A 21,676-nucleotide genomic window follows, 5' to 3' on the forward strand; every position below is an offset into this window, starting at 1 on the left:
CCACTGCCGACCCGCCCGCACGGGTAGCAACTCCCCGTCCGCGCACCCCTCTTGACCCCACACCCCCCGATCACGACGGCTTCACCCGCGATCTCCGCACCCCTCGCTCCGGAAAGCCCCCGCACTTCGCACCCTCATCCCGCACGGAGGCACACACCATGAACCCGACCACCAGTTCGACCAGCAGAAGGTTCCGCCGCACGGCCCGTACGGGACTGGCCCTGGTCCTCCCGCTGGCGGCGCTGGCCGCCTGCGGCGGAGGCGGCGGAGGCGACACCTCCGCCGAGGCCGGCAGCGGTGAGGGGACGATCAGCGTCTGGGCCCACCAGGGTCAGAAGAGCGAGTCGGAGGCGCTGCAGAGCGCGGTGAAGTCGTTCAACTCCTCGCAGGACAAGATCAAGGTCGAGCTGAAGCTGATACCGGAGACCGACTACACCAAGACGATCACGGCGACGTCGCCCGACAAGCTGCCGGACGTCCTGGAGTTCGACGGCCCGACCATGGCGAACTTCGTCTACAACAAGAAGCTCGCCCCGATCGACGACTACGTCTCCGCCAAGACCCTCGACAACGCCACCGACGCGAGCAAGGCGCAGGGCGAGATCGACGGCAAGCACTACGGCCTGGGCATGTTCGACTCCGGGCTCGGTATGTACGGCAGCAAGAAGCTGCTGGACGCGGCCGGGGTGACGTATCCGAAGGGCGTGGACGACGCCTGGACGGCGGACCAGTTCGACGCCGCGCTCAAGGCGCTCAAGGCGAAGGACTCCGACGGCAAGGTCATCGACCTGCAGGAAGGTTCCGGCTATGCCAACGAGTGGGGCACCTACGGCTTCGCCCCGATCGTCTGGTCGGCCGGCGGCGCCCTGCTCAAGGACGGCAAGGCGGAGGGCGCCCTCGACACCCCGGCCGTGGTGGCGGCGATGAAGACCTTCCAGTCCTGGAAGGCGTACACCGACCCCAACACCGACGGCAACGCCTTCGCCAAGGGCCGGGTCGCGCTCAGCTGGGTCGGGCACTGGATGTACCCCGCCTACAGCGAGGCGCTCGGCGACGACCTGGTGGTGCTGCCGCTGCCCGACTTCGGCGAGGGCCCCAAGACCGGCCAGGGCTCCTGGGCCTGGGGCGTCGGAGCCGACTCCAAGAACGCCAAGGCCGCGGGAACGTTCCTGGACTCCCTGCTGGGCGACGCCAATGTCACCGCCATGACGAAGGCCAACGGCGCCCCGCCCGCCACCAAGTCCGCGCTCGCGGCCAGCGATCTCTACAAGCAGGGCGGCCCGCTCCAGCTCTTCGCCGACCAGCTCGCCAAGCCCTGTGGTGACAGCGACATCGGCACGTCCTGCGTCGCCGTCACCCGCCCGGTGACCGCCGGATACCCCGTGGTGACCGCGAAGTTCAGCGAGGCGGTCAACTCGATCTACGGCGGCGCCGACCCGAAGGACGCCCTGTCCGAGGCCGCCCGCGCCATCGACCGGGACTTCTCGGACAACGCCGGCTACGAGATCCCGTAAGGACGCGCTCTCTCGGACCCATCGGGCCCGGTCGAACCCATCGGCCGGGGCGGGCGCGCACCCCGTGGCCGCCGCCCGCCCCGCCGGAAAGAGGACCCCGTGAAAACCGTGGAACCCGCGCCCGCGGCCGCCTCCGGCCGGCAGCAGGCCTCCCCCGCCGACGCACCGGCCCCGCGGCCGTCCCGCCGCGACCGCGACCGGCTGCACGGACTGCTGATGTCCGCCCCCGCCGTCGCCGGGCTGATCGCCTTCGTCGGCATCCCCTTCTGCTACGCCGTGGTGCTCTCCTTCTACAACGTGCGCCTCGGCTCCCCGCTGGAGCCCACCTTCTTCGGGGTCGAGCAGTACCGGCGGCTGTTCACCGACCCCGACCTGTCCGGCCCGTTCCTGCGGGCACTGCTCAACAACCTGACCTTCGCCGTGGTCGTCGTACCCCTCCAGACGGGCCTCGCGCTCGGCCTCGCGATCCTCCTCAACCGCAAGCTGAAGGCGATCGGTCTGTTCCGGTCGATCTTCTTCATGCCTGTCGTCTTCCCGATGGCGCTGGTCGCCGTGATCTGGCGGCTGATCCTCGCCCGCAGCGACCAGGGCATGCTCAACTCCGCGCTGGACGCGGTGAGTCTCGGCCACTGGGGCGCGTTCGACTGGCTCGGCGACGGGCTGACGGCGATGGCCTCGATCATCGTGCTGTCGGTGTGGCAGGGCGTGGGCTTCCAGATGGTCATCCTGCTCGCGGGGCTCCAGCAGATCCCGGGCGAGCTGTACGAGGCCGCCGAACTGGACCGCGCCTCCCGGTGGCAGCAGTTCCGGCACGTCACCCTGCCTGGTATCCGGGGCACCCTCGTCTTCGTCGCCCTCCTGACCTCGGTGCTGTCGTTCCGGGTCTTCGACCAGGTGTACGTCCTGGTCAAGGGCGGCGGACTCGACGAGGACGCCGCGCGGACGGTGATGTACGAGGCCGTCACCACCGCCTTCGACCAGAACAACATCGGCCAGGCGTCCGCGATCACCGTCGTCTTCTTCCTGATCGTCGTCGTCCTGACCCTGATCCAGCGCCGCGTCGTCCGGCCCGACAACGAGGACTGATCGCATGAGCACGATGGGGACTGATCACATGAGCATGAGCACGATCGGGACTGATCACATGGGTACGGTCGCGACCGGCCGGACCCGCGCACCGCTGCGCCGCTTCCTCGACTACGCCGTCCTGTCCGTCCTGGCGTTCGTCTTCGCGCTGCCCGTCCTCTACCTCCTCCTGGGCAGCCTCAAGCCGTCCGACGAGGTCCTCGACGGCCTGTCCGGTTTCCTCCCCACCCAGCTGTCCTTCGACAACTACACCGCGGTCCTGGACAGCCTGAACTCCGACAGCACCGGCTACTTCTGGCAGTTCATGGGCGTCTCGCTGCTGCTGGCGTTCGTGGTCGTGACCGGGGGCCTGTTCATCAACTCGATGGCCGCGTACGGGCTCTCGCGACTGAAGTGGCGTGGCCGGGAAGCGGTGTTCACCCTGGTCCTGCTGCTGATGCTGGTCCCGTTCGAATCGGTGGCCGTACCGCTGTTCTATCTCTTCAACGACCAGCGGAACACCCTCTTCATCCAGGCGCTGCCCTTCATCGCCAACGCCTTCTCGGTCTATCAGTTCCACACGTTCTTCCGCTCGATCCCGCCGAGCATCGAGGAGGCCGCCCGGCTGGACGGGGCGGGCCCGTGGCGCACGTTCTTCGCGATCATCGTCCCGATGTCGAAGCCGGCGTTCGCGTCCGTGGCGATCCTGACCTTCCTCACCCAGTGGGGTTCGTTCCTGTGGCCGGTGCTGATGGTCTCCGACCCGTCGGTACGGCCGCTGCCGCTGGAGATGAGCGTCTTCCAGGGGCAGCAGCCCCCGGACTGGGGCCAGATCCTCGCCTTCGGTGTCCTCCTGGTCCTCCCGGTCCTGATCGTCTTCGCCTTCTTCCAGCGGTGGTTCGTCCAGGGGGTGGCCAGCTCGGCGGTGAAGGGGTGACGGCCCTCTCTCCCGGCTCTCCCTCCCCGTTGTCAGTGGTCGGTGCGATGCTGTGTGCATGAACCGGGACGATCTGGTGCGGCTGCGGCGGGCGCGGGACCGCATGGACCGCGAGTACGCCGAGCCGCTGGATGTGACCGCCCTCGCCCGCACCGCGCTGATGTCCCCCGGACACTTCCAGCGCAGCTTCCGCGCGGCCTTCGGCGAGACCCCGTACGGCTATCTCATGACCCGCCGCATAGAGCGCGCCAAGGCGCTGCTGCGCCGGGGTGACCTGACGGTGACCGAGGTGTGCGTCGAGGTGGGGTGTACGTCGCTGGGCTCCTTCAGCTCCCGCTTCACCGAGCTGGTCGGCGAGACACCGAGCGCGTACCGGGCGCGGTCGCACGAGGAGAGCGCGGCGATCCCCGCGTGCGTGGCGAAGCGCCTGACCCGGCCGACCCGGCATCGCATACGCACGGCGGAACCGGGCGAAGCGTCCTAGCGTGAGGGCATGGCTACGAACGACGCAAGCAGATCAGCTGCCGCCGACGTGAAGCTCGCCCAGTGCTTCCTCGCCGTGGACGACCACGACAAGGCGCTCGCCTTCTACCGCGATGTGCTGGGCATGGAGGTCCGCGGTGACGTGGGCTTCGAGGGCATGCGCTGGGTCACCGTGGGGTCTCCGCTCCAACCGGACGTCGAGATCGTCCTGGAGCCCCCGGCCGCCGACCCCGACATCTCCGCCGCCGACCGCGAGACCATCGCCACGCTCCTCGCCAAGGGCGTCCTGCGCGGGGTCAACTTCACCACCACCGACTGCGACGCCCTGTACGCCCGCGTCGAGGCCTCCGGCGCGGATGTCCTCCAGGAGCCCATGGACCAGCCGTACGGCGTCCGCGACTGCGCCTTCCGCGACCCGGCGGGCAACATGCTGCGCTTCATGCAGCGCCGGCCGTAGCGGGGCGGAAACCTCGTTGCGTGGAGCGCGGTGGCGGGAGACCGTACGAGTCGGCCGGCCATGAGGGCGGACCGTGCGAGAGGGAGCGGCGCTGTGGGTGGAGTGGGCGGGAACGACGGCAGCGGGGACAACGGCAGCGGGAACGCGGGCTCGGGGGGAGCGGGCGGGGCGATCCGGTGGGTGTACGCCTTCGTCGACCGGCCGGTGGCCGCCTTCGAGCGGGCGTGCGCCTTCTGGACGGCGGTCACGGCGACGAAGCTCTCCGAACCACGCGGTGACCAGGCAGAGTTCGTGACCCTGCTGCCCGGGACGGGCGACGCGTGCGTGAAGGCGCAGGGTGTCCTGGCCGGTCCCGGCGGCGCCCATCTGGACCTGGCCGTCGAGGACGTCACCGCGCTCGTCGACCGGGCGGTCCGGCTCGGCGCCGAGGTGGCCGCCCCGCACGAGGGCTGGGCGGTGCTGCGCTCGCCCGCCGGGCACCTGTTCTGCGCGGTGCCGTGGCACGGGGAGTCCGTGCGGCCGCCGGTGGTCGACGACAGCCGGCTCGACCAGGTGTGCCTGGACGTGGCACCGGCCGCCTTCGAGGGCGAGGTGGCGTTCTGGACGGCCCTGTCGGGCTGGGACTCCCGCCCGGGCTCACGCCCGGAGTTCCATGTCCTGCGCCCACCGGCCCCGCTCCCCATCCGTATCCTCGTCCAGCGCCTCGACACCCCGCGCCCCGCCTCCGCCCACCTCGACCTCGCCTGCGCCGACATCGACACCACCCGCACCCACCACGAGTCCCTCGGCGCCACCGTCGTCGCCCACCACCCGCACTGGACAGTGATGCGAGACCCCTCGGGCGGCACGTACTGCCTGACGGGAAGATCACCGGAGACGGGCGGACTGCCCACCGGGACGGCGTGACGCCGGCGCCCCTCACCCAGGCCCCACGCCCTCCCCCACCCACACCCCTCTGTCTCACCCACGCCCCTCTCCGCCGTCACCCCCCGTCAGCCGAGCCGCCCGTGTCAGCAGGTAGCGCTGCTCGGGGAGGCTCAGCGTGCGTCGTGCGGCCGACTCGTACGCGGCTCGCGCGGCCTGTGGCTCCCCCGCCCGCTCCAGGAGGTGGCCCCGGACCGCCTCCACCCGGTGCCCGATCACGGCCGTGTCGTCCCCCAGCTCCGCCAACTCGGCGAGCCCGGCCCGCGGCCCTCGCACCATGGCCACCGCGACCACCCGGCTGAGCCGCTCGACCGGCCCGGGAACCAGTTCCACCAGCACGTCGTAGAGCCCGAGAATCTCCCGCCAGTCCGTGGCGTCGTACGAGTCCGCCTCGTCGTGCACCGCGGCGATCGCGGCCCGCACCTGATACGGCCCCGCCCTCCCCCTCGCCCCCGACAGGGCCCAGGTCATCAGCGCGACCCCCTCCTCGACGGCCGCCTTGTCCCACCGCGCCCGGTCCTGTTCGTCGAGCGGCACCAACTCGCCCCGCGCGTCCGTGCGCGCGGCCCGCCGTGCGTCGGTGAGGAGCATCAGCGCCAGCAACCCGGCCACCTCACGGTCCTCGGGCAGCAGCCGCCGCACCGTCCGCGTCAGGCGGATCGCCTCGGCCGCCAGATCGGGCCGCCGCAGACGCGGCCCGGACGTGGCCGTGTATCCCTCGTTGAACACGAGATACAGGACCTGCAACACGGCGGGCAGCCGTTCCTCCCAGTTGTCGGGCCGCCCGAACCGCACCCCCCGAACTTTCCGCTTGGCCCGGCTGACTCTCCCCCAATTCTCGACTTCGCTCGAACCGGGGGGACCCCCACGGCCATCGTCGGCTCGGGCACCAGACACGCTCGCGCGATCTCGGCCGTGGTCAGCCCGCCGACCGCCCGTAGCGTCAGCGCGATCTGCGCGGGCACCGACAGTGCGGGGTGGCAGCACAGGAAGAGCAGGGTCAGGGTGTCGTCCTCGTTCGGCGCCCGGTCCGTCCCCGGCTCCGGCGTCACGAACGCGTCGCGCGGCGTCAGCGCCGCCGCCCTCTCCTCCCGCAGCCGCCGGGCCCGCTCACCGCGCAACGCGTCCGTCAGCCGCCGCGAGGCCACCTTGACCAACCACCCGCGCGGATTGTCCGGCACCCCCTGCGACGGCCACTGCCCGGCCGCCGCGAGCAACGCCTCCTGCACGGCGTCCTCGGCGGCGGAGAAGTGCCCGTACCGCCGCACCAGCGCGCCGAGGACCTGCGGCGCGCACCGGCGCAACAGGCCCTCGACCTCGCTCATCCGCCCTACCGAACCTCTCGGAGCCCCGCCCTGAACCCCCTTCGGCGTCCGGCCGACTCCCGGCGGCTCAGATGTCCCCCGCGCCGTCCAGCACGGGCCGGATGACCACCGGATACTCCGTGAGCCCCTCGGGGCCGGGGCACCGCGCGACGCGGGCAGCGATCTCCGTGACCCGGTCCAGGCTCGCGCAGTCCAGGAGCCAGTAGCCGGCCAGCAGCTCCTTGGTCTCCGGGTACGGCCCGTCCGTGATCACCGGCTCGCCGTCGGCGCCGGCCGTGACGAACCGGGTCCGGTCCGGCTCGGCCAGCCCCTGGCCGTCGATCATCTCCCCGGTCTCCGCGAGGTCGTCGTTGATCGCGCCCATGTGGGCGTACATGGCCTGCAACTGCTCCGGCGTCCAGGCCGGGGAGTGCTCGGATGCCTTGCCGCGCATGCCCTCGTAGTCCGCCTGGGTGCCCAGGACCATCATCAGGTACTTCATGAGTCCGCTCCTCGTCTTCCTCGGTTCGAACCACCCGGGCGGGCGGCTCTCACAGGAGACGTCGGAGCCGCCTCGCGCTTCTCGACACACCCGCGCGATGTTTCCCCGAGTTCTTCTCCGGACCGGACGAACCCACGACTCGGGCCCCCAGGCCGCTCTACTCCTCACTCCTCGCCCCGGCCGCCCCGGCTGCCGCCTCGTTCGCTCCGGCCGCCCCGGCCGCCGCATCCGCCGCATCCGTCCTGGCCGTCTGTGCCGTCTGTGCCGTCTGTGCCGCCTGTGCCGTCGACTCGACGGTCTCGGGCCCGGCCTTCGCCTCCCGCACGTCATGACCGCCGTGCGTGTGGTGGGTGCCGTGTGTGCGCCGGGCCACCGCCCGGGGCTTCTCCGCGGCGGCCTCCTCGGCCTCGACGGCCTCGTCGACATACACCGCACACTCTTGGTTCCTGCACGGACCCGGACTCCATACGGGTACCCACGCGCCGAACGTCTTGTGCCGCCGTACGACCGTGGCCACGGGCTGTCCGCAGACCGGGCAGACCTGTTCGTCGATGCCCATGTCCTCAGGGTATGACCGCCGGGGTCGGAACGCTCCCCGCCGTGAGCATGAACGCGGAGTAGGCGAAGCCGGAGCCGGACACCGGCATGCCGGAGCCCCGCACGACGGGGTACGGCGCGGCCCTGGGTGGGCCCCGCACACCGTGGGGATGTGCGGGACCCACCGACCATCCGAAGGCACCGGCACCGCGCAGGGTCAGGTCGACACGGCACCACCACCTCCGGAGCATCACCCGGCACACGGCCCCACCTCGGCCGCCGCGCCACTCCGGCCCCGCTCCCCCTCAGCTACTGCGTCGCGTCACGAACTCGGCCAGCGCGAGCAGCCCCCCGGCCGACGCCGGATCCGGAACGGCACGCGACAGTTCGTGCATCGCCCGCGCCATGTGATCGGCCGCCTGGACCTGAGCCCAGTCACGGCCACCGGCCCGCTCCACCACCAGCGCCGTACGCTCCAGGTCCCCCTCGGTGTAAGGCAGTCCGTACAGCTCGGCGAGTTCCGCGGCCTCCGGAGTGCCGGAGGCGAGCGCGGCGACCACGGGGAGGGACTTCTTGCGGACCATGAGATCCGCCCCGGCCGGCTTGCCCGTGCGGCTCGGGTCCCCCCAGATGCCGATCACGTCGTCGATGAGCTGGAAGGCGAGTCCGGCCTCCCGCCCGAACGCGTCCAGGGCCTCGACGTCCTCCGCGCCGGCCCCCGCGTACAACGCCCCCACCGCGCAGGCGCAGCCGAGCAGCGCGCCCGTCTTCGCCTCGGCCATGGCGAGCACCTCGTCGAGGGTGACCTCCTCGGGCCTGCGGCCCTCCATCTCGGTGTCCGTGTGCTGGCCCGCGCACAGTTCGACGACACAGGCCGCGAGCCGTGCGGAGGCCGCGGCCGACGCCGGATGCGGGTCCTCGGCGAGCAGTTGCTGAGCGAGGGCCTGTAACGCGTCCCCGGCGAGGATCGCAGCGGGGACGCCGAACACGGTCCACGCGGTGGCCCGGTGTCTGCGGGTGGTGTCCCGGTCCATCACGTCGTCGTGCAGCAGTGTGAAGTTGTGCACCAGTTCCACCGCGGCCGCGGCCCGCACGGCGACGGACTCGCGGCCGCCGAGCGCGCCGACCGCGGCCAGGACCAGTGCCGGGCGTATCGCCTTGCCCGCGTTGCCCGCGGAGGGGGTGCCGTCCGCGTCCTCCCAGCCGAAGTGGTAGCGCGCGACCCGGCGCATCGAACCGGGCAACGACTCGACGGCCCGTCGCAGTTCGGGGTCGACGGACACCCGGGCCTGCTCCAGGATCCCCACCGCCTCCTGTCCGTCGGCCGGACTCGCCCCGCCCCCCGTCGGATCCAGCGCTGTCCTCCGATCCACGGCTCCCGCCGACCCGGCGGGACCCGACTTGGTCTCCGTCATGAACTCACCCATGGGATCGCCTCGGCGAGTCCGGGGAGGGTGGCGGTTCGGCCGCCGATGGGCGCGTACCGCCGAGGTGCGCCCGCCCTGACGGACGGGTGCACCGCAACCGGTCGGACGAGGTCACCGCCAGCGGCCGATCTCGACGTTCTCCAGAACGCCGAGCGCGTCGGGGACCAGGACCGCGGCCGAGTAGTAGGCCGTCACGAGGTACTTGATGATCGCCTGTTCGTTGATGCCCATGAAACGGACGGACAGGCTGGGCTCGATCTCGTCCGGGATGCTCGCGGCCCGCAGACCGATGACGCCCTGGTCCTCCTCGCCGGTACGCAGGGCGATGATCGATGTGGTCCTGGCCTCGGTCACCGGGATCTTGTTGCACGGGTAGATCGGCACACCGCGCCAGGTGGGGATGCGGTTCCCGGCGATGTCGATGGTCTCGGGGACCAGCCCGCGCTTGTTCAGCTCGCGGCCGAACGCGGAGATCGCGCGCGGGTGGGCGAGGAGCATCTTGGTGCCCCGGCGGCGGCAGAGCAGTTCGTCCAGGTCGTCCGGGCCGGGCACCCCGTCGTGTGGCTGGAGCCGCTGGTCGTACTCGCAGTTGTGGAGGAGGCCGAACTCCCGGTTGTTGACCAGCTCGTGCTCCTGGCGCTCCTTCAACGCCTCGACCGTGAGCCTGATCTGCTGCTCGGTCTGGTTCATCGGCTGGTTGTAGAGGTCGGCCACGCGCGTGTGGATGCGCAGGACGGTCTGGGCGACGCTGAGTTCGTACTCGCGCGGCGCGGCCTCGTAGTCGACGAAGGTGTGCGGGATGTCCGGTTCACCGCTGTGGCCGGCGGCGAGGTCGATCTCCTTCTCGCCGTACTTGTTGGTGCGCTGCGACGGGATCGCGCGCTGCTCCTGGAGGTGCTCGCTCAGGGTCTCGGCGCGCTGCGCGAGCTGTTCGACGGCCTGGCGCGGCAGGACGAGCACCGTGCACGCGGTGACCGCGCGGGCCGTGTACTCCCAGATCGCCTCGGCATCGAGGAGGGCCTGCTCCCCGAAATAGGCCCCGTCGGCCAGCACGCCGAGGACCGCGTCGTCGCCGTAGGGCCCGGTGCCGATCTTCTCGACCTTGCCGTGGGCGAGCAGGAACACCTCGTCCGCCTGGCTGCCGAATTCGGCCAGTACGTCACCGGGCGCGAACTCCCGCTGCTCGCACCGCTGGGCCAGCTCGCCCAGGACGTCGATGTCCTCGTAAGTCCGCAGGGCCGGCAGTTCGCCCAGCTCCGCGGGGATGACCGCGACCCGGTCGCCGGTCTTCACAAAGGTGACGCGGCCGTCGCCGACCGCGTAGGTGAGCCGCCTGTTGACCCGGTACGTGCCACCCTGCACATTCACCCAGGGCAGGGTGCGCAGCAGCCAGCGCGAGCTGATCTCCTGCATCTGGGGCGTGGACTTCGTGGTGGTGGCCAGGTTCCGGGCAGCGGCCGTACCGAGACTCTGCTGCGGCCTGTCCTGCTGAGAGCGAACCTCTTCGCCTACCGACATACGGATTTCCCCTCCGGGTGTGCACTGATATCGCGGTCACCGATCTCGCGATCCAGCCTCCCATCACGGAGCGTGCCGATGCTATTACCCGAAAGAGCGGGAATGGATCTTAGGAGACTGGGCATATCAGGGAAATTTGTCGACGATGCGTACCCGCTCCCCGTACTCCGCCGGGCAGTTGCGCCGCTCGCCGAATCTTGACCGGATCGACTCGTACGGCCCAGCGCCGACTGGCCCCCGTGGGGAGTCAGGGGTACAAGCCTGCGTACGAGGCGGCCACGACCAGCGGCCGTCGCACCGCACGAAGGAGTCGGTCATGGCCCCACCCATGCCCGCGGGCAGGTTTCTCACGGTCCTCAAGAACGAGGGCGTCCGGGTCGTCGAGGTCGGCGACTGGGAGCATCACAACCGCAACCACGTGGGCCCGTGGGGGCCCGTGCACGGGGTGATGATCCACCACACCGTCACCTCCGGCAGCGAACGCACCGTGCGCATCTGCCGGGACGGGTACTCGGGCCTGCCCGGCCCGTTGTGCCACGGCGTCATCACCAAGGACGGCCGGGTCCACCTCGTCGGCTACGGCCGCGCCAACCACGCCGGACTCGGCGACGACGACGTCCTGCGGGCCGTGATCGCCGAGAAGGGGCTCCCGCCGGACAACGAGTCCAACACCGACGGCAACCGCCACTTCTACGGCTTCGAGTGCGAGAACCTCGGCGACGGCCAGGACCCGTGGCCGGCGGCCCAGCTCGACGCCATCGAGCGGGTGTCCGCCGCCGTCTGCCGCCATCACGGCTGGAACCAGCGGTCCGTCATCGGCCATCTCGAATGGCAGCCCGGCAAGGTCGACCCCCGGGGCTTCACCATGAACTCCATGAGAAACCGCGTACGGGATCGCCTGAAATAGCCGCCCGGTCCCGCGGCCGGACGCCGGCCGGTCATGTGTCCGACAATGGGCAGGTGACCGGCCAGTCCTCCGCCCCCGACCCCACCACCGCCCTGCGCCCGCGGCTGCCGTCCCCGCTCCAGGAGGTCGTGGACGAGCGTTTCGCCCGCCACGGCGTCCGGCTGCTCCTCAAGCGCGACGATCTGATCCACCCGGGGCTCGTCGGCAACAAGTGGCGCAAGCTGGCCCCGAATCTGCGCGCGGCGGCCGGCCGGCCCCTGCTCACCTTCGGCGGCGCCTACTCGAACCATCTGCGCGCCACCGCCGCCGCGGGCCGTCTCCTGGGTCTGCCCACGATCGGTGTGGTGCGCGGTCAGGAACTGGCCGACCGCCCCCTCAACCCGTCCCTGGCGCGCTGCGCGGCGGACGGCATGCGGCTGCACTTCATCGACAGGTCGATGTACCGCCGCAAGTCCGACCCGGCCACCCTGGCCGCTCTCCTCCGCGCCGCCGACGCCGGGGACGCGTACGTCGTCCCCGAGGGCGGCAGCAACTCGCTCGCCGTGCGCGGCTGTCAGGAGCTCGGCGCGGAACTGCGCGACCGGGCCGATGTCGTGGCCCTCGCCTGCGGCACCGGCGGCACCCTCGCCGGTCTGGCCGCCGGCCTGGCCCCCGACCAGTACGCCCTCGGGATTCCGGTTCTCAAGGGCGGCTTCCTCGAAGAGGAGATACGGCGGCTCCAGGACAGGGCGTTCGGTGGGCCGCGCGGCGACTGGCGTCTCGACGACCGCTTCCACTTCGGCGGCTACGCCCGTACCGCTCCCGAACTGGACGCCTTCGCAGCCGACTTCGAGACTCGCCACGATCTGCCCGTGGAACGTCTCTATGTCGCCAAGTCGCTCTACGGACTCGTCACCCTGGCGGCGGAGGGCGCCTTCCCGCGCGGGACGACGGTCGCCGCCGTGATCACGGGCCGCCCGTTCCCGGAGCGAACCGCCCAGGACCACCCAGAGTCGGCCCGGGACCGGCCCGGTGCCGGCCCAGGACTGACCTAGGACGCCTCCCGGTAGGCCGCCGCCTCCTCCAGGTCGAGCCGGCGCAGCAGCGTGCGCAGCATCTCGTCGTCGATGTACCGGCCGTCCCGCAGCCGCACGAAGACCGCGCGTTCGGCGCCGATCATCTCCCGGGAGAGGCGGCTGTAGGTGTCGTCGACGCTCTCCCCGGTCACGGGGTTGACCGCGCCGAGCCGCTCCCAGACGGCGTTGCGGCGCCGTTCCAGGACCGTGCGGAGGCGCTCGACGAGCGGCGGCGGCAGTTCGTTGCGCTCGTTGGCGAGGAGTTCGTCGAGGCGGGCCTCGGCGACCCGGGACGCCTGGGCCTGGGCGTTGGCCTCGGCGAGGGTCTCGGCCTGCTGGTCGCGTCCCGGCAGTTTCAGGATGCGGATCAGCGGCGGCAGGGTCAGCCCCTGGATGACGAGGGTCCCGATGACCGTGGTGAAGGTCAGGAAGAGGATCAGGTTCCGCTCGGGGAAGTCGTCCCCGCCGTGCACCGTGAGCGGGATCGAGAAAGCGATGGCGAGCGAGACGACGCCGCGCATACCGGCCCAGGAGATGACGAAGGGCCCCTTCCAGGTGGGGTTGTCCTCCCGTTCCCTGATGCGCCGCGACATGATCCGGGGCAGGAAGGTCGCCGGATACACCCACCCGAACCGGGTCGCGACCACGACGAGGAAGACGGCCACGGCGTACCAGGTGGCGCTGGCCCCCTCGTACTCGCCCAGGCCTTCGAGGACGACCGGGAGCTGGAGTCCGATGAGGGCGAACACGGCCGATTCCAGCAGGAAGGCGACCATCTTCCAGACGGCCTCCTCCTGGAGGCGGGTGGCGAAGTCGACCTGCCAGTTGCGGTGGCCGAGATACAGGCCGACGACGACCACGGCGAGCACCCCGGAGGCGTGCACCCACTCGGCGAGCCCGTAGGCGACGAACGGGATCAGCAGGGAGAGGGTGTTCTGCAGCAGCGCCTCCCTCAGGTGCGTGCGCAGCCAGTGGATCGGCACCATCAGCAGCAGGCCCACCAGGACACCGCCGACCGCCGCCACCAGGAACTCGACGATCCCGCCGGTCCAGCTCGCGCCCTCGCCGACGGTGGCCGCGAGGGCCACCCGGTAGGCGGTGATCGCGGTGGCGTCGTTCACCAGGGACTCGCCCTGGAGGATCGTGGTGATCCTCGACGGCAGTCCCACCCGCCGGGCGACCGCGGTGGCCGCGACCGCGTCCGGCGGCGCCACCACCGCGCCGAGCACCAGCGCGGCGGTCAGCGGCATCCCGGGCACGATCAGATAAGCGGCCCAGCCGACCACCAGGGTCGCGAAGAGCACATAGCCGACCGACAGCAGCGCCACCGGCCGCAGTTGGGCCCGCAGATCGAGATAGGAACTGTCGCCGGCGGCCGTGTACAGCAGCGGGGGCAGGATCAACGGCAGGACGATCTCGGGGTCCAGTTCGTAGTGCGGCACTCCGGGCAGATACGACACCACGAGCCCCGCCGCGACCAGCAGCAGCGGAGCGGGCACCGGCGTACGCCGGGCGGCACCGGCGACCGTCGCACTCCCTGCGACCAGCAACAGCAAGGGCAAAAAGTGCATCGCTTCCGCCGCCTTCGTTTCCGCGCGGGGTTCCGCGCGCCCGTCGTAACCTGGCAATCATGAAACAGTGCACGCACGCGGACGCGCTGCCGCACCCCGAGCCGGATCCGCTGACCGACACCTGCCCGGAGTGCCTGGCCGCCGGGAGCCACCCGGTGCAGTTGCGGATGTGCCTGGAGTGCGGGCACGTGGGCTGCTGCGACTCCTCGCCGATGCGGCACGCGACCGAGCACCACAAGGAGAGCGGCCATCCCATCATGCGTACGTTCGAAGCGGGCGAGACCTGGCGCTGGTGCTTCGTCGACCATGTACTCGTATGACGGACCTTGTACGCGTATGACGCCCGCGGCCGGAACGCCGTACGACGGAACCATGGCACCCCGTGACACGTCGAGGTACTCGAGTGACAAGGTTCGGCAGTCCGGTGCCTGGGTACGTCAATCCGGCGCGCGCTCTTCCTATTTGAGGCCCGCAAACCTCTAGCCACCGAGCGTATTCATAGGCTTACTATGAGTGACAGCATGGGGTGGGGTCCCCAGGACCCCGAGGACACGGCGCTCGGTAGCGCGATAGCGTCACCGCTGAACCACGTAGCGCGTTACCCCGGGGGGCGACCCCTGGGCCCCCGAAAGAGCTTGTACCACCTTGGAGGTGAGGGTGTCCCAGATCGCAGGCGAGCCCGGGACCCAGGACTTCGTGGAAGTCCGGCTGCCGGCCGCGGGTGCCTACCTGTCGGTGCTGCGTACGGCGACGGCCGGCCTCGCGGCCCGTTTGGACTTCACCCTCGACGAGATCGAGGATTTGCGCATCGCGGTCGACGAGGCCTGCGCGATCCTGCTTCAGCAGGCCGTGCCCGGCTCGGTGCTCAGCTGTGTCTTCCGTCTGGTCGACGATTCGCTGGAGGTCACGGTCTCGGCCCCCACCACGGACGGCCACGCCCCCTCGCGTGACACCTTCGCCTGGACCGTGCTGTCGGCCCTGGCGGGCAAGGTCTCCTCCGCGGTGGCCGACGACAAAACCGTTTCGATCAGCCTCTACAAACAGCGCGGCGCGGGACCCGGGCCGGCGTGAGGAACGGGGACGGGCCGGTGCGGGACGAAGAGCGCGGCACACGGGGACTTCCCGCGGAGGACGACGGCGGTCCGAGTGGACCGGCGCATCTGGCGGACGGCGTCGACGGCATCCCCGAGCAGGCCCGGCCGCACCCTGAGGACGAGTCCTCGGCGGCCGGGGCGTCTCGATGGGCGGCACCGGTCGACGGCGAGGAGCCCGAGGCGCCGTCCGACGGGCAACGGGATCCGGAGGGTGTCCTCCGGAACACCACGTCCTCACGAGGGCGGACTGGGGCCTCCCCCGCTCGAGCACAGTCGAGAGCTGGGGGAACGGTGACGGCGGGCGGGACTATGAGCGAGCACGAGCGACACGACGAGGCGGGCGGCGCGCAGAGCGTGCGCGGCGCGCAGCACAACCCTCAGGACCGCAGCGGGGCGCGCGCCCTGTTCGTAGAGCTGCGGGCCCTGCCGGAGGGAAGCGCGGAGTACGCGGAGCTGCGCAACCGGCTGGTCCGGATGCATCTGCCGCTCGTGGAGCACCTGGCCCGTCGCTTCCGCAACCGCGGTGAGCCGCTGGACGACCTGACCCAGGTCGCCACCATCGGTCTGATCAAGTCGGTGGACCGCTTCGACCCGGACCGCGGCGTGGAGTTCTCCACGTACGCGACCCCGACGGTCGTCGGCGAGATCAAGCGGCACTTCCGCGACAAGGGCTGGGCGGTGCGGGTGCCGCGCAGGCTGCAGGAGCTGCGGCTCGCGCTGACCACGGCCACGGCCGAGCTGTCCCAGCAGCACGGCCGCTCCCCGACGGTGCACGAGCTGGCGGAGAAGCTGGCCATCTCGGAGGAGGAGGTCCTGGAGGGCCTGGAGTCGGCCAACGCGTACTCCACGCTGTCCCTGGACGTCCCCGACACCGACGACGAGTCCCCGGCCGTCGCGGACACCCTCGGCGCCGAGGACGAGGCACTGGAGGGCGTCGAGTACCGGGAGTCCCTCAAGCCGTTGCTGGAGGACCTGCCGCCGCGCGAGAAGCGGATCCTGCTGCTGCGTTTCTTCGGCAACATGACCCAGTCGCAGATCGCCCAGGAGGTCGGCATCTCCCAGATGCACGTCTCCCGGCTGCTGGCGAGGACGTTGGCGCAGCTTCGGGAGAAGCTGCTCGTGGAGGAGTAGCCGGCCGCTTGCGCGTCCCGTCGGGAGTTACCGCTTCGTCCCCTCCGCCCGGCCCGGCCCCTGGATCCCCAGGGCCTGGGTCGTGGCGGGATTGATCAGCAGGACCAGCGCCGTGACGGCGACCACGGCGAGCACGATGCCCGCGGGGATCGCCACGCTGTCGGCGCGCAGCAGGTTGTAGGCCACCGGCAGCGCCATGACCTGGGTGATGACGGCGGGCCCCCGGCTCCAGCTCCGCCGCAGCAGCAGTCCACGCGCGGCGATCAGCGGCAGCAGGGCCAGCGCGACGAGGGTGAGGCCGCCGGTGACGCCGGTGCTGAGGTCGTCCGAGTCGCCGGTGAGGCCGAGGACGAGCATGGCCCCGCCGCCCACCAGCAGGGCCACCCCCTCCAGCGCGGCCAGCGCCGCCGCGGCGGTCAGCCGCCCGGGACGGGGCTCAGCGTCGGAGGTGTCCGGTGTGGAGGTCTGCTCAGGGCTCACCCGTGAAGGGTAGCCCTGCCCCCGTCGCGCGCCCCCACGTGCTCATCGTCACTACCCGATCTCCCCCTTGATCCGCACCTCGGTATGGGCCGGGTACCACCCAGTAGGTACCCTGCAACCCATGCGTGCACTTCTCGTGGTCAATCCGGCGGCAACCACCACAAGCGCACGGACGCGCGATGTGCTGATCCACGCTCTCGCGAGCGAGATGAAACTCGAGGCGGTCACCACCGAGTACCGGGGGCACGCCAGAGACCTCGCCCGGCAGGCCGCGGAGGGCAAGGGCGACATCGAGCTGGTCGTGGCGCTCGGCGGCGACGGCACGGTCAACGAGGTCGTGAACGGCCTGCTGCACCACGGCCCGGACCCCGACCGGCTGCCCCGTCTCGCCGTGGTCCCCGGCGGCTCCACCAATGTCTTCGCCCGCGCGCTGGGGCTGCCCAACGACGCCGTGGAGGCGACCGGCGTCCTGCTCGACGCCCTGCGCGAGAGCCGGGAGCGCACGGTCGGCCTGGGTATGGCCTCGGGCACTCCGGGCACGGAGGACGAGGCGGTGCCGTCCCGCTGGTTCACGTTCTGCGCCGGCCTCGGATTCGACGCGGGAGTGATCGGCCGGGTCGAGCAACAGCGGGAACGCGGACGGAAATCCACACACGCTCTTTACCTGCGTCAGGCATTCCGGCAGTTTCTGGAAGAGCCCCATCGCAGACTCGGCACGATCACTTTGGAACAGGCCGGCCAGGAGCCGATTTCCGATCTTGTCCTGTCCATAGTCTGCAACACGTCCCCTTGGACGTTTCTGGGCAATCGCCCGGTGTACGCGTCGCCTAAGGCCTCGTTCGATAAAGGCCTCGATGTACTCGGCCTCAGCCGTATGTCGACGCCCGCGCTCGCCCGATATGGCACACAGTTGCTCACTTCGTCCCCCGAGCGCGGACCCCAGGGCAAGCACGCCACCACCCTGCACGATCTGACCGACTTCACCTTGCATTCGAAGGTCCCCCTCCCCCTCCAGATGGACGGCGACCACCTCGGACTGCGTACGAGCGTGACGTTCACAGGCGTACGCCGTGCACTGCGTGTGATTGTGTGAGCGGAACGGGCAAAAGTCCTTCCACTCGAACGTTTAGACCAGGGTCCACCCCATGGAAGTACGGCTGTGACACAGTCGACACCGAGGAATCAAAAAAAACTTTCCGGTAGGGGTTGTATCCGCCGCTGAGGTTTGCGAGTCTCTACGTGGCGCTCGGGACAGCCCGCAACACCGGCTCAAGCAAGCGCCAGAACCCCTCCTCAATCCACAGGACCACACCAGTCCGTCTGGTGATCGGCCCTTCACTTGTTGAGGGATTCGTGAAAGCGTTCACATTCACAAGCAACGAGCATGTAATACCAAGGAGAGGTAGCAGCCATGGACTGGCGTCACAACGCCGTTTGCCGCGAGGAAGACCCCGAGCTCTTCTTCCCCATCGGCAACACCGGTCCTGCGCTGCTGCAGATCGAGGAAGCCAAGGCTGTCTGCCGTCGCTGCCCGGTTATCGAGCAGTGTCTGCAGTGGGCGCTTGAGTCCGGTCAGGACTCCGGCGTCTGGGGTGGTCTCAGCGAGGACGAGCGCCGCGCCATGAAGCGCCGCGCCGCCCGCAACCGGGCCCGTCAGGCATCCGCCTGACTCCCACCCAGCAATAGCCTGAGCTTGGCGGCGCGCACAGCGAGTGCGCTTCTCCCGCCCCCGAGCCGCAGCGCGCAGTGCCCCCGGTGCGCTTAACAGCCACGAGCCCGAGCCCCGGACCACATGATGGTCCGGGGCTCGGTGCTGTTTCCGGTACGACGGCCGTGAGTCGGCGAGGGGTACGGCCGCCGTAGAGGCGGCTACTTCTGGGCGCGCACCGGGAGGTCCAGGATGACCTGGGTGCCCTGCTCCGGAGCCGGGACCATGTCGAAGGTGCCGCCCAACTCCCCCTCCACCAGCGTCCGTACGATCTGCAGGCCGAGGTTGCCGGAGCGGTGCGGGTCGAAGCCCTCGGGGAGGCCGACGCCGTCGTCCTGGACGGTGACGAGGAGACGGGTCTCCTTGGTGGTGCCGCCGCGCACGGCCGAGACCTCGACGGTGCCGGTGTCCCCTTCGCGGAACCCGTGTTCGAGGGCGTTCTGCAGGATCTCGGTGAGGACCATGGAGAGCGGGGTCGCGACCTCCGCGTCCAGGATGCCGAAACGTCCGGTGCGCCGGCCGGTGACCTTGCCCGGTGAGATCTCGGCGACCATGGCGAGCACCCGGTCGGCGATCTCGTCGAACTCCACCCGCTCGTCCAGGTTCTGGGACAGCGTCTCATGCACGATCGCGATCGACCCGACCCGTCGCACGGCCTCTTCGAGGGCCTCCCGGCCGCGCTCGGACTCGATACGCCGGGCCTGCAGCCGCAGCAGCGCGGCGACGGTCTGGAGGTTGTTCTTCACCCGATGGTGGATCTCCCGGATGGTGGCGTCCTTGGTGATCAACTCGCGCTCGCGGCGCCGCAGTTCCGTCACGTCCCGGAGGAGGACGAGTGAACCGATGCGCGGGCCCTTGGGCTTGAGGGGGATCGCCCGGAACTGGATCACCCCGTCGCTGGACTCGATCTCGAACTCGCGCGGCGCCCATCCGCTCGCCAGCTTGGCGAGCGCCTCGTCCACCGGGCCCCGGGAGGGGGCGAGTTCGGCGGTCGTACGGCCGAGATGGCAGCCCACCAGGTCGGCGGCGAGGCCGAGGCGGTGGTAGGCGGAGAGGGCGTTCGGGGAGGCGTACTGGACGATGCCGTCGGCGTCGAGCCTGATCAGCCCGTCGCCGACGCGGGGGGAGGCGTCCATGTCGACTTGCTGGTCGGGGAACGGGAACGCGCCCGCGGCGATCATCTGGGCCAGGTCGGAGGCGCTCTGGAGGTAGGTCAGCTCCAGGCGGCTCGGGGTGCGCACGGTCAGCAGGTTGGTGTTGCGGGCGATGACGCCGAGTACGCGCCCCTCCCGGCGTACGGGGATGGACTCGACCCGTACGGGGACCTCCTCACGCCACTCCGGGTCGCCCTCGCGGACGATGCGGCCCTCGTCGTGCGCGGCGTCGAGCAGGGGGCGACGGCCGCGCGGGACCAGGTGGCCGACCATGTCGTCCTGGTACGAGGTGGGGCCGGTGTTGGGGCGCATCTGGGCCACGGAGACATAGCGGGTGCCGTCGCGGGTGGGGACCCACAGGACCAGGTCGGCGAAGGAGAGGTCGGACAGCAGCTGCCACTCCGACACCAGCAGGTGCAGCCACTCCAGGTCGGAGTCGCTGAGGCCGGTGTGCTGGCGGACGAGTTCGTTCATGGAGGGCACAGGTGCGAGCGTACCTGGCGGTACGAACATGACCGGAAACAGTGGGTGGCATGGCCGGAACGGGCCCCGGAGACACCCGCGGGCCGCGGCGCCTGAGAGGGACCCTCAGCCCTCCCGGCACCGCAGCCCGGAGCAACATCGGCCGTGGGGTGTGCGGTCCCGGTCGGCCGAAGGATGAGGATCCGGAGCAGTCAGGGCAGAGAGCGCCGGGTCCTCGGTCCGCCTTCCTGTGCGGGGAAGACGGAGGCTTGTCGAGGCGTGCGATCTCCTGCGGCTCAGGCCGCTGATCGATCACATGCCCTACCACGCATTGTTGACTAGACCACTGCGTGTGTCCATGCGTTGGCGGATGTTTGTTGTTGTTCCCTTGTCCGGCATCCGCGGCCGGCACATCCGAGAGTAGCCCGCTCCGGCGCGGGGCGGGCCGGAACGCCGTCGCCGGCCCCGGGGACCGGGCCCCTGTGGAGAAAGGGCCACCCCTGCTAGATTGGTCTACACCACATGGGAAGTGCTTGACCCCGTGGGTTCCGGTCGCTTCTTCTTGAGTCCTTACTTTCCAGATCGGCAGGCACAGCGTGGAAGTTGTCATCGTTCCGGATGCCAAGGCGGGTGGCGAGCTCATAGCCGAGGCGATGGCCACATTGCTCCGGCGCAAGCCCGAGGCGCTGCTCGGGGTGGCCACGGGGTCGACCCCGCTGCCCATCTACACGGCGTTGGCGCGGAAGGTGCGGTCCGGTGCCGTGGACGCCTCGCGGGCGCGGGTCGCCCAGCTCGACGAGTACGTGGGGCTGCCGGCCGAGCACCCCGAGTCGTACCGCTCGGTGCTGCGGCGTGAGGTGCTGGAGCCGTTGGGGCTCGGTCTGGACGCGTTCATGGGGCCCGACGGGACCGCCGAGGACGTGGCGGGGGCGTGCGAGGCGTACGACAGGGCGCTGGCCGAGGCGGGGGGTGTGGATCTGCAGCTGCTCGGCATCGGGACCGACGGGCACATCGGGTTCAACGAGCCGTGCTCGTCGCTCGCCTCCCGGACGCGGATCAAGACGCTGACCGAGCAGACCCGGATCGACAACGCGCGGTTCTTCGACGGTGACATCGAGCAGGTGCCGCACCACGTCATCACCCAGGGCATCGGCACGATCCTGGAGGCCCGGCATCTGGTGCTGCTCGCCACGGGCGAGGGCAAGGCGGACGCCGTCGCGGCGACCGTGGAGGGGCCGGTGGCGGCGGTCTGCCCCGCGTCCGCGCTGCAGCTCCATCCCCACGCGACGGTCGTGGTGGACGAGGGGGCCGCGTCGAAGCTGAAACTCGCGGACTACTTCCGGCACACCTTCAGCAACAAGCCGGACTGGCAGGGGATCTAGGGCGGCCGAAGCCGCGCGGCAGGCGCCACGGCCCGGGATGGGCCGTGGCGCCTGTGCGTACCGG

General features: G+C 70.7%; 21 protein-coding genes and 1 pseudogene. 14 read left to right on the forward strand and 8 right to left on the reverse strand.

Features of this window, described 5'->3' with window-relative positions; genetic code table 11:
• Window positions 1-158: 158 nt before the first annotated feature.
• From ACZ7MG_RS06655 to ACZ7MG_RS06680, 6 genes are all read left to right on the forward strand, one after another.
• Window positions 159-1,514, forward strand: a complete 1,356-nt coding sequence (locus tag ACZ7MG_RS06655; RefSeq protein WP_471387504.1) for an ABC transporter substrate-binding protein — start codon at window positions 159-161, stop codon at window positions 1,512-1,514.
• A gap of 99 nt (window positions 1,515-1,613) precedes the next feature.
• Window positions 1,614-2,600 (forward strand): carbohydrate ABC transporter permease, encoded by a 987-nt coding sequence (locus ACZ7MG_RS06660; RefSeq protein WP_471387506.1) that lies wholly within the window; start codon window positions 1,614-1,616, stop codon window positions 2,598-2,600.
• Between the two features lie 34 nt (window positions 2,601-2,634).
• Entirely contained in the window at window positions 2,635-3,516 is an 882-nt protein-coding gene (locus ACZ7MG_RS06665; protein WP_471388262.1) for a carbohydrate ABC transporter permease, read from the forward strand.
• A 58-nt stretch (window positions 3,517-3,574) separates the two neighbouring features.
• The gene (locus ACZ7MG_RS06670) at window positions 3,575-4,000 is read left to right on the forward strand and encodes a helix-turn-helix transcriptional regulator (RefSeq protein ID WP_471387509.1); all 426 of its coding nucleotides are present in this window, start codon (window positions 3,575-3,577) and stop codon (window positions 3,998-4,000) included.
• A gap of 9 nt (window positions 4,001-4,009) precedes the next feature.
• Complete coding sequence (locus ACZ7MG_RS06675; protein ID WP_471387512.1) at window positions 4,010-4,456, forward strand: VOC family protein; 447 nt, start codon at window positions 4,010-4,012, stop codon at window positions 4,454-4,456.
• 93 nt (window positions 4,457-4,549) lie between these two features.
• On the forward strand, window positions 4,550-5,362 hold the full coding sequence (locus ACZ7MG_RS06680) for a VOC family protein (protein WP_471387515.1): 813 nt from the start codon (window positions 4,550-4,552) through the stop codon (window positions 5,360-5,362).
• A gap of 54 nt (window positions 5,363-5,416) precedes the next feature.
• Here ACZ7MG_RS06680 and ACZ7MG_RS06685 read toward each other — a convergent pair.
• The 5 genes and pseudogenes from ACZ7MG_RS06685 to ACZ7MG_RS06705 all read right to left on the reverse strand — a co-directional run bounded on the left by ACZ7MG_RS06685 (window position 5,417) and on the right by ACZ7MG_RS06705 (window position 10,668).
• Window positions 5,417-6,705 (reverse strand): annotated as a pseudogene (locus ACZ7MG_RS06685) (RNA polymerase sigma factor).
• A gap of 67 nt (window positions 6,706-6,772) precedes the next feature.
• The gene (locus ACZ7MG_RS06690; protein WP_471387516.1) at window positions 6,773-7,186 is read right to left on the reverse strand and encodes a YciI family protein; all 414 of its coding nucleotides are present in this window, start codon (window positions 7,184-7,186) and stop codon (window positions 6,773-6,775) included.
• 157 nt (window positions 7,187-7,343) lie between these two features.
• Window positions 7,344-7,745, reverse strand: a complete 402-nt coding sequence (locus ACZ7MG_RS06695; RefSeq protein ID WP_471387519.1) for a hypothetical protein — start codon at window positions 7,743-7,745, stop codon at window positions 7,344-7,346.
• Window positions 7,746-8,028: 283 nt separating this feature from the next.
• Window positions 8,029-9,150: a family 2 encapsulin nanocompartment cargo protein polyprenyl transferase gene (locus tag ACZ7MG_RS06700; RefSeq protein WP_471946117.1), complete on the reverse strand. Its 1,122-nt coding sequence runs from the start codon at window positions 9,148-9,150 to the stop codon at window positions 8,029-8,031.
• Between the two features lie 111 nt (window positions 9,151-9,261).
• The gene (locus tag ACZ7MG_RS06705; protein ID WP_471387525.1) at window positions 9,262-10,668 is read right to left on the reverse strand and encodes a family 2B encapsulin nanocompartment shell protein; all 1,407 of its coding nucleotides are present in this window, start codon (window positions 10,666-10,668) and stop codon (window positions 9,262-9,264) included.
• Between the two features lie 316 nt (window positions 10,669-10,984).
• Between ACZ7MG_RS06705 and ACZ7MG_RS06710 the strand changes: the two genes are divergently transcribed.
• Both ACZ7MG_RS06710 and ACZ7MG_RS06715 read left to right on the forward strand, forming a co-directional pair.
• Complete coding sequence (locus tag ACZ7MG_RS06710; RefSeq protein ID WP_471387527.1) at window positions 10,985-11,575, forward strand: N-acetylmuramoyl-L-alanine amidase; 591 nt, start codon at window positions 10,985-10,987, stop codon at window positions 11,573-11,575.
• A gap of 53 nt (window positions 11,576-11,628) precedes the next feature.
• Window positions 11,629-12,609, forward strand: a complete 981-nt coding sequence (locus ACZ7MG_RS06715; protein ID WP_471387530.1) for a 1-aminocyclopropane-1-carboxylate deaminase/D-cysteine desulfhydrase — start codon at window positions 11,629-11,631, stop codon at window positions 12,607-12,609.
• Here the strand turns inward: ACZ7MG_RS06715 and ACZ7MG_RS06720 are convergent.
• Window positions 12,606-14,201 (reverse strand): Na+/H+ antiporter, encoded by a 1,596-nt coding sequence (locus ACZ7MG_RS06720; protein WP_471387532.1) that lies wholly within the window; start codon window positions 14,199-14,201, stop codon window positions 12,606-12,608. The genes ACZ7MG_RS06715 and ACZ7MG_RS06720 overlap by 4 nt on opposite strands.
• 59 nt (window positions 14,202-14,260) lie before the next feature.
• On the opposite strand from ACZ7MG_RS06720, the gene ACZ7MG_RS06725 reads away from it, so the two are divergent.
• The 3 genes from ACZ7MG_RS06725 (at window position 14,261) to ACZ7MG_RS06735 (ending at window position 16,426) form a co-directional block, all read left to right on the forward strand.
• Window positions 14,261-14,521, forward strand: coding sequence for a UBP-type zinc finger domain-containing protein (locus ACZ7MG_RS06725; protein ID WP_471387535.1), 261 nt, complete (start codon window positions 14,261-14,263; stop codon window positions 14,519-14,521).
• A gap of 337 nt (window positions 14,522-14,858) precedes the next feature.
• Window positions 14,859-15,272 carry an ATP-binding protein gene (locus ACZ7MG_RS06730; RefSeq protein ID WP_033525425.1) on the forward strand — a complete coding sequence of 138 codons (414 nt, stop codon included), beginning with the start codon at window positions 14,859-14,861 and terminating at the stop codon, window positions 15,270-15,272.
• Window positions 15,269-16,426 carry an RNA polymerase sigma factor SigF gene (locus tag ACZ7MG_RS06735; protein WP_471387538.1) on the forward strand — a complete coding sequence of 386 codons (1,158 nt, stop codon included), beginning with the start codon at window positions 15,269-15,271 and terminating at the stop codon, window positions 16,424-16,426. Before ACZ7MG_RS06730 ends, ACZ7MG_RS06735 begins: the two co-directional genes overlap by 4 nt.
• A gap of 27 nt (window positions 16,427-16,453) precedes the next feature.
• On the opposite strand, the gene ACZ7MG_RS06740 is transcribed toward ACZ7MG_RS06735, so the two are convergent.
• Entirely contained in the window at window positions 16,454-16,906 is a 453-nt protein-coding gene (locus ACZ7MG_RS06740) for a hypothetical protein (protein ID WP_471387539.1), read from the reverse strand.
• A gap of 121 nt (window positions 16,907-17,027) precedes the next feature.
• On the opposite strand from ACZ7MG_RS06740, the gene ACZ7MG_RS06745 reads away from it, so the two are divergent.
• Entirely contained in the window at window positions 17,028-17,999 is a 972-nt protein-coding gene (locus ACZ7MG_RS06745; RefSeq protein ID WP_471387542.1) for a diacylglycerol/lipid kinase family protein, read from the forward strand.
• Window positions 18,000-18,317: 318 nt separating this feature from the next.
• The gene (locus tag ACZ7MG_RS06750) at window positions 18,318-18,575 is read left to right on the forward strand and encodes a WhiB family transcriptional regulator (RefSeq protein ID WP_003992873.1); all 258 of its coding nucleotides are present in this window, start codon (window positions 18,318-18,320) and stop codon (window positions 18,573-18,575) included.
• A gap of 200 nt (window positions 18,576-18,775) precedes the next feature.
• Here the strand turns inward: ACZ7MG_RS06750 and ACZ7MG_RS06755 are convergent, their stop codons facing one another.
• On the reverse strand, window positions 18,776-20,242 hold the full coding sequence (locus ACZ7MG_RS06755) for a sensor histidine kinase (RefSeq protein WP_471388265.1): 1,467 nt from the start codon (window positions 20,240-20,242) through the stop codon (window positions 18,776-18,778).
• 584 nt (window positions 20,243-20,826) lie between these two features.
• On the opposite strand from ACZ7MG_RS06755, the gene nagB reads away from it, so the two are divergent.
• Entirely contained in the window at window positions 20,827-21,612 is a 786-nt protein-coding gene (nagB, locus tag ACZ7MG_RS06760; protein ID WP_471387544.1) for a glucosamine-6-phosphate deaminase, read from the forward strand.
• Window positions 21,613-21,676 lie beyond the last annotated feature (64 nt).

The organism is Streptomyces sp. NPDC107538 (assembly GCF_055657445.1).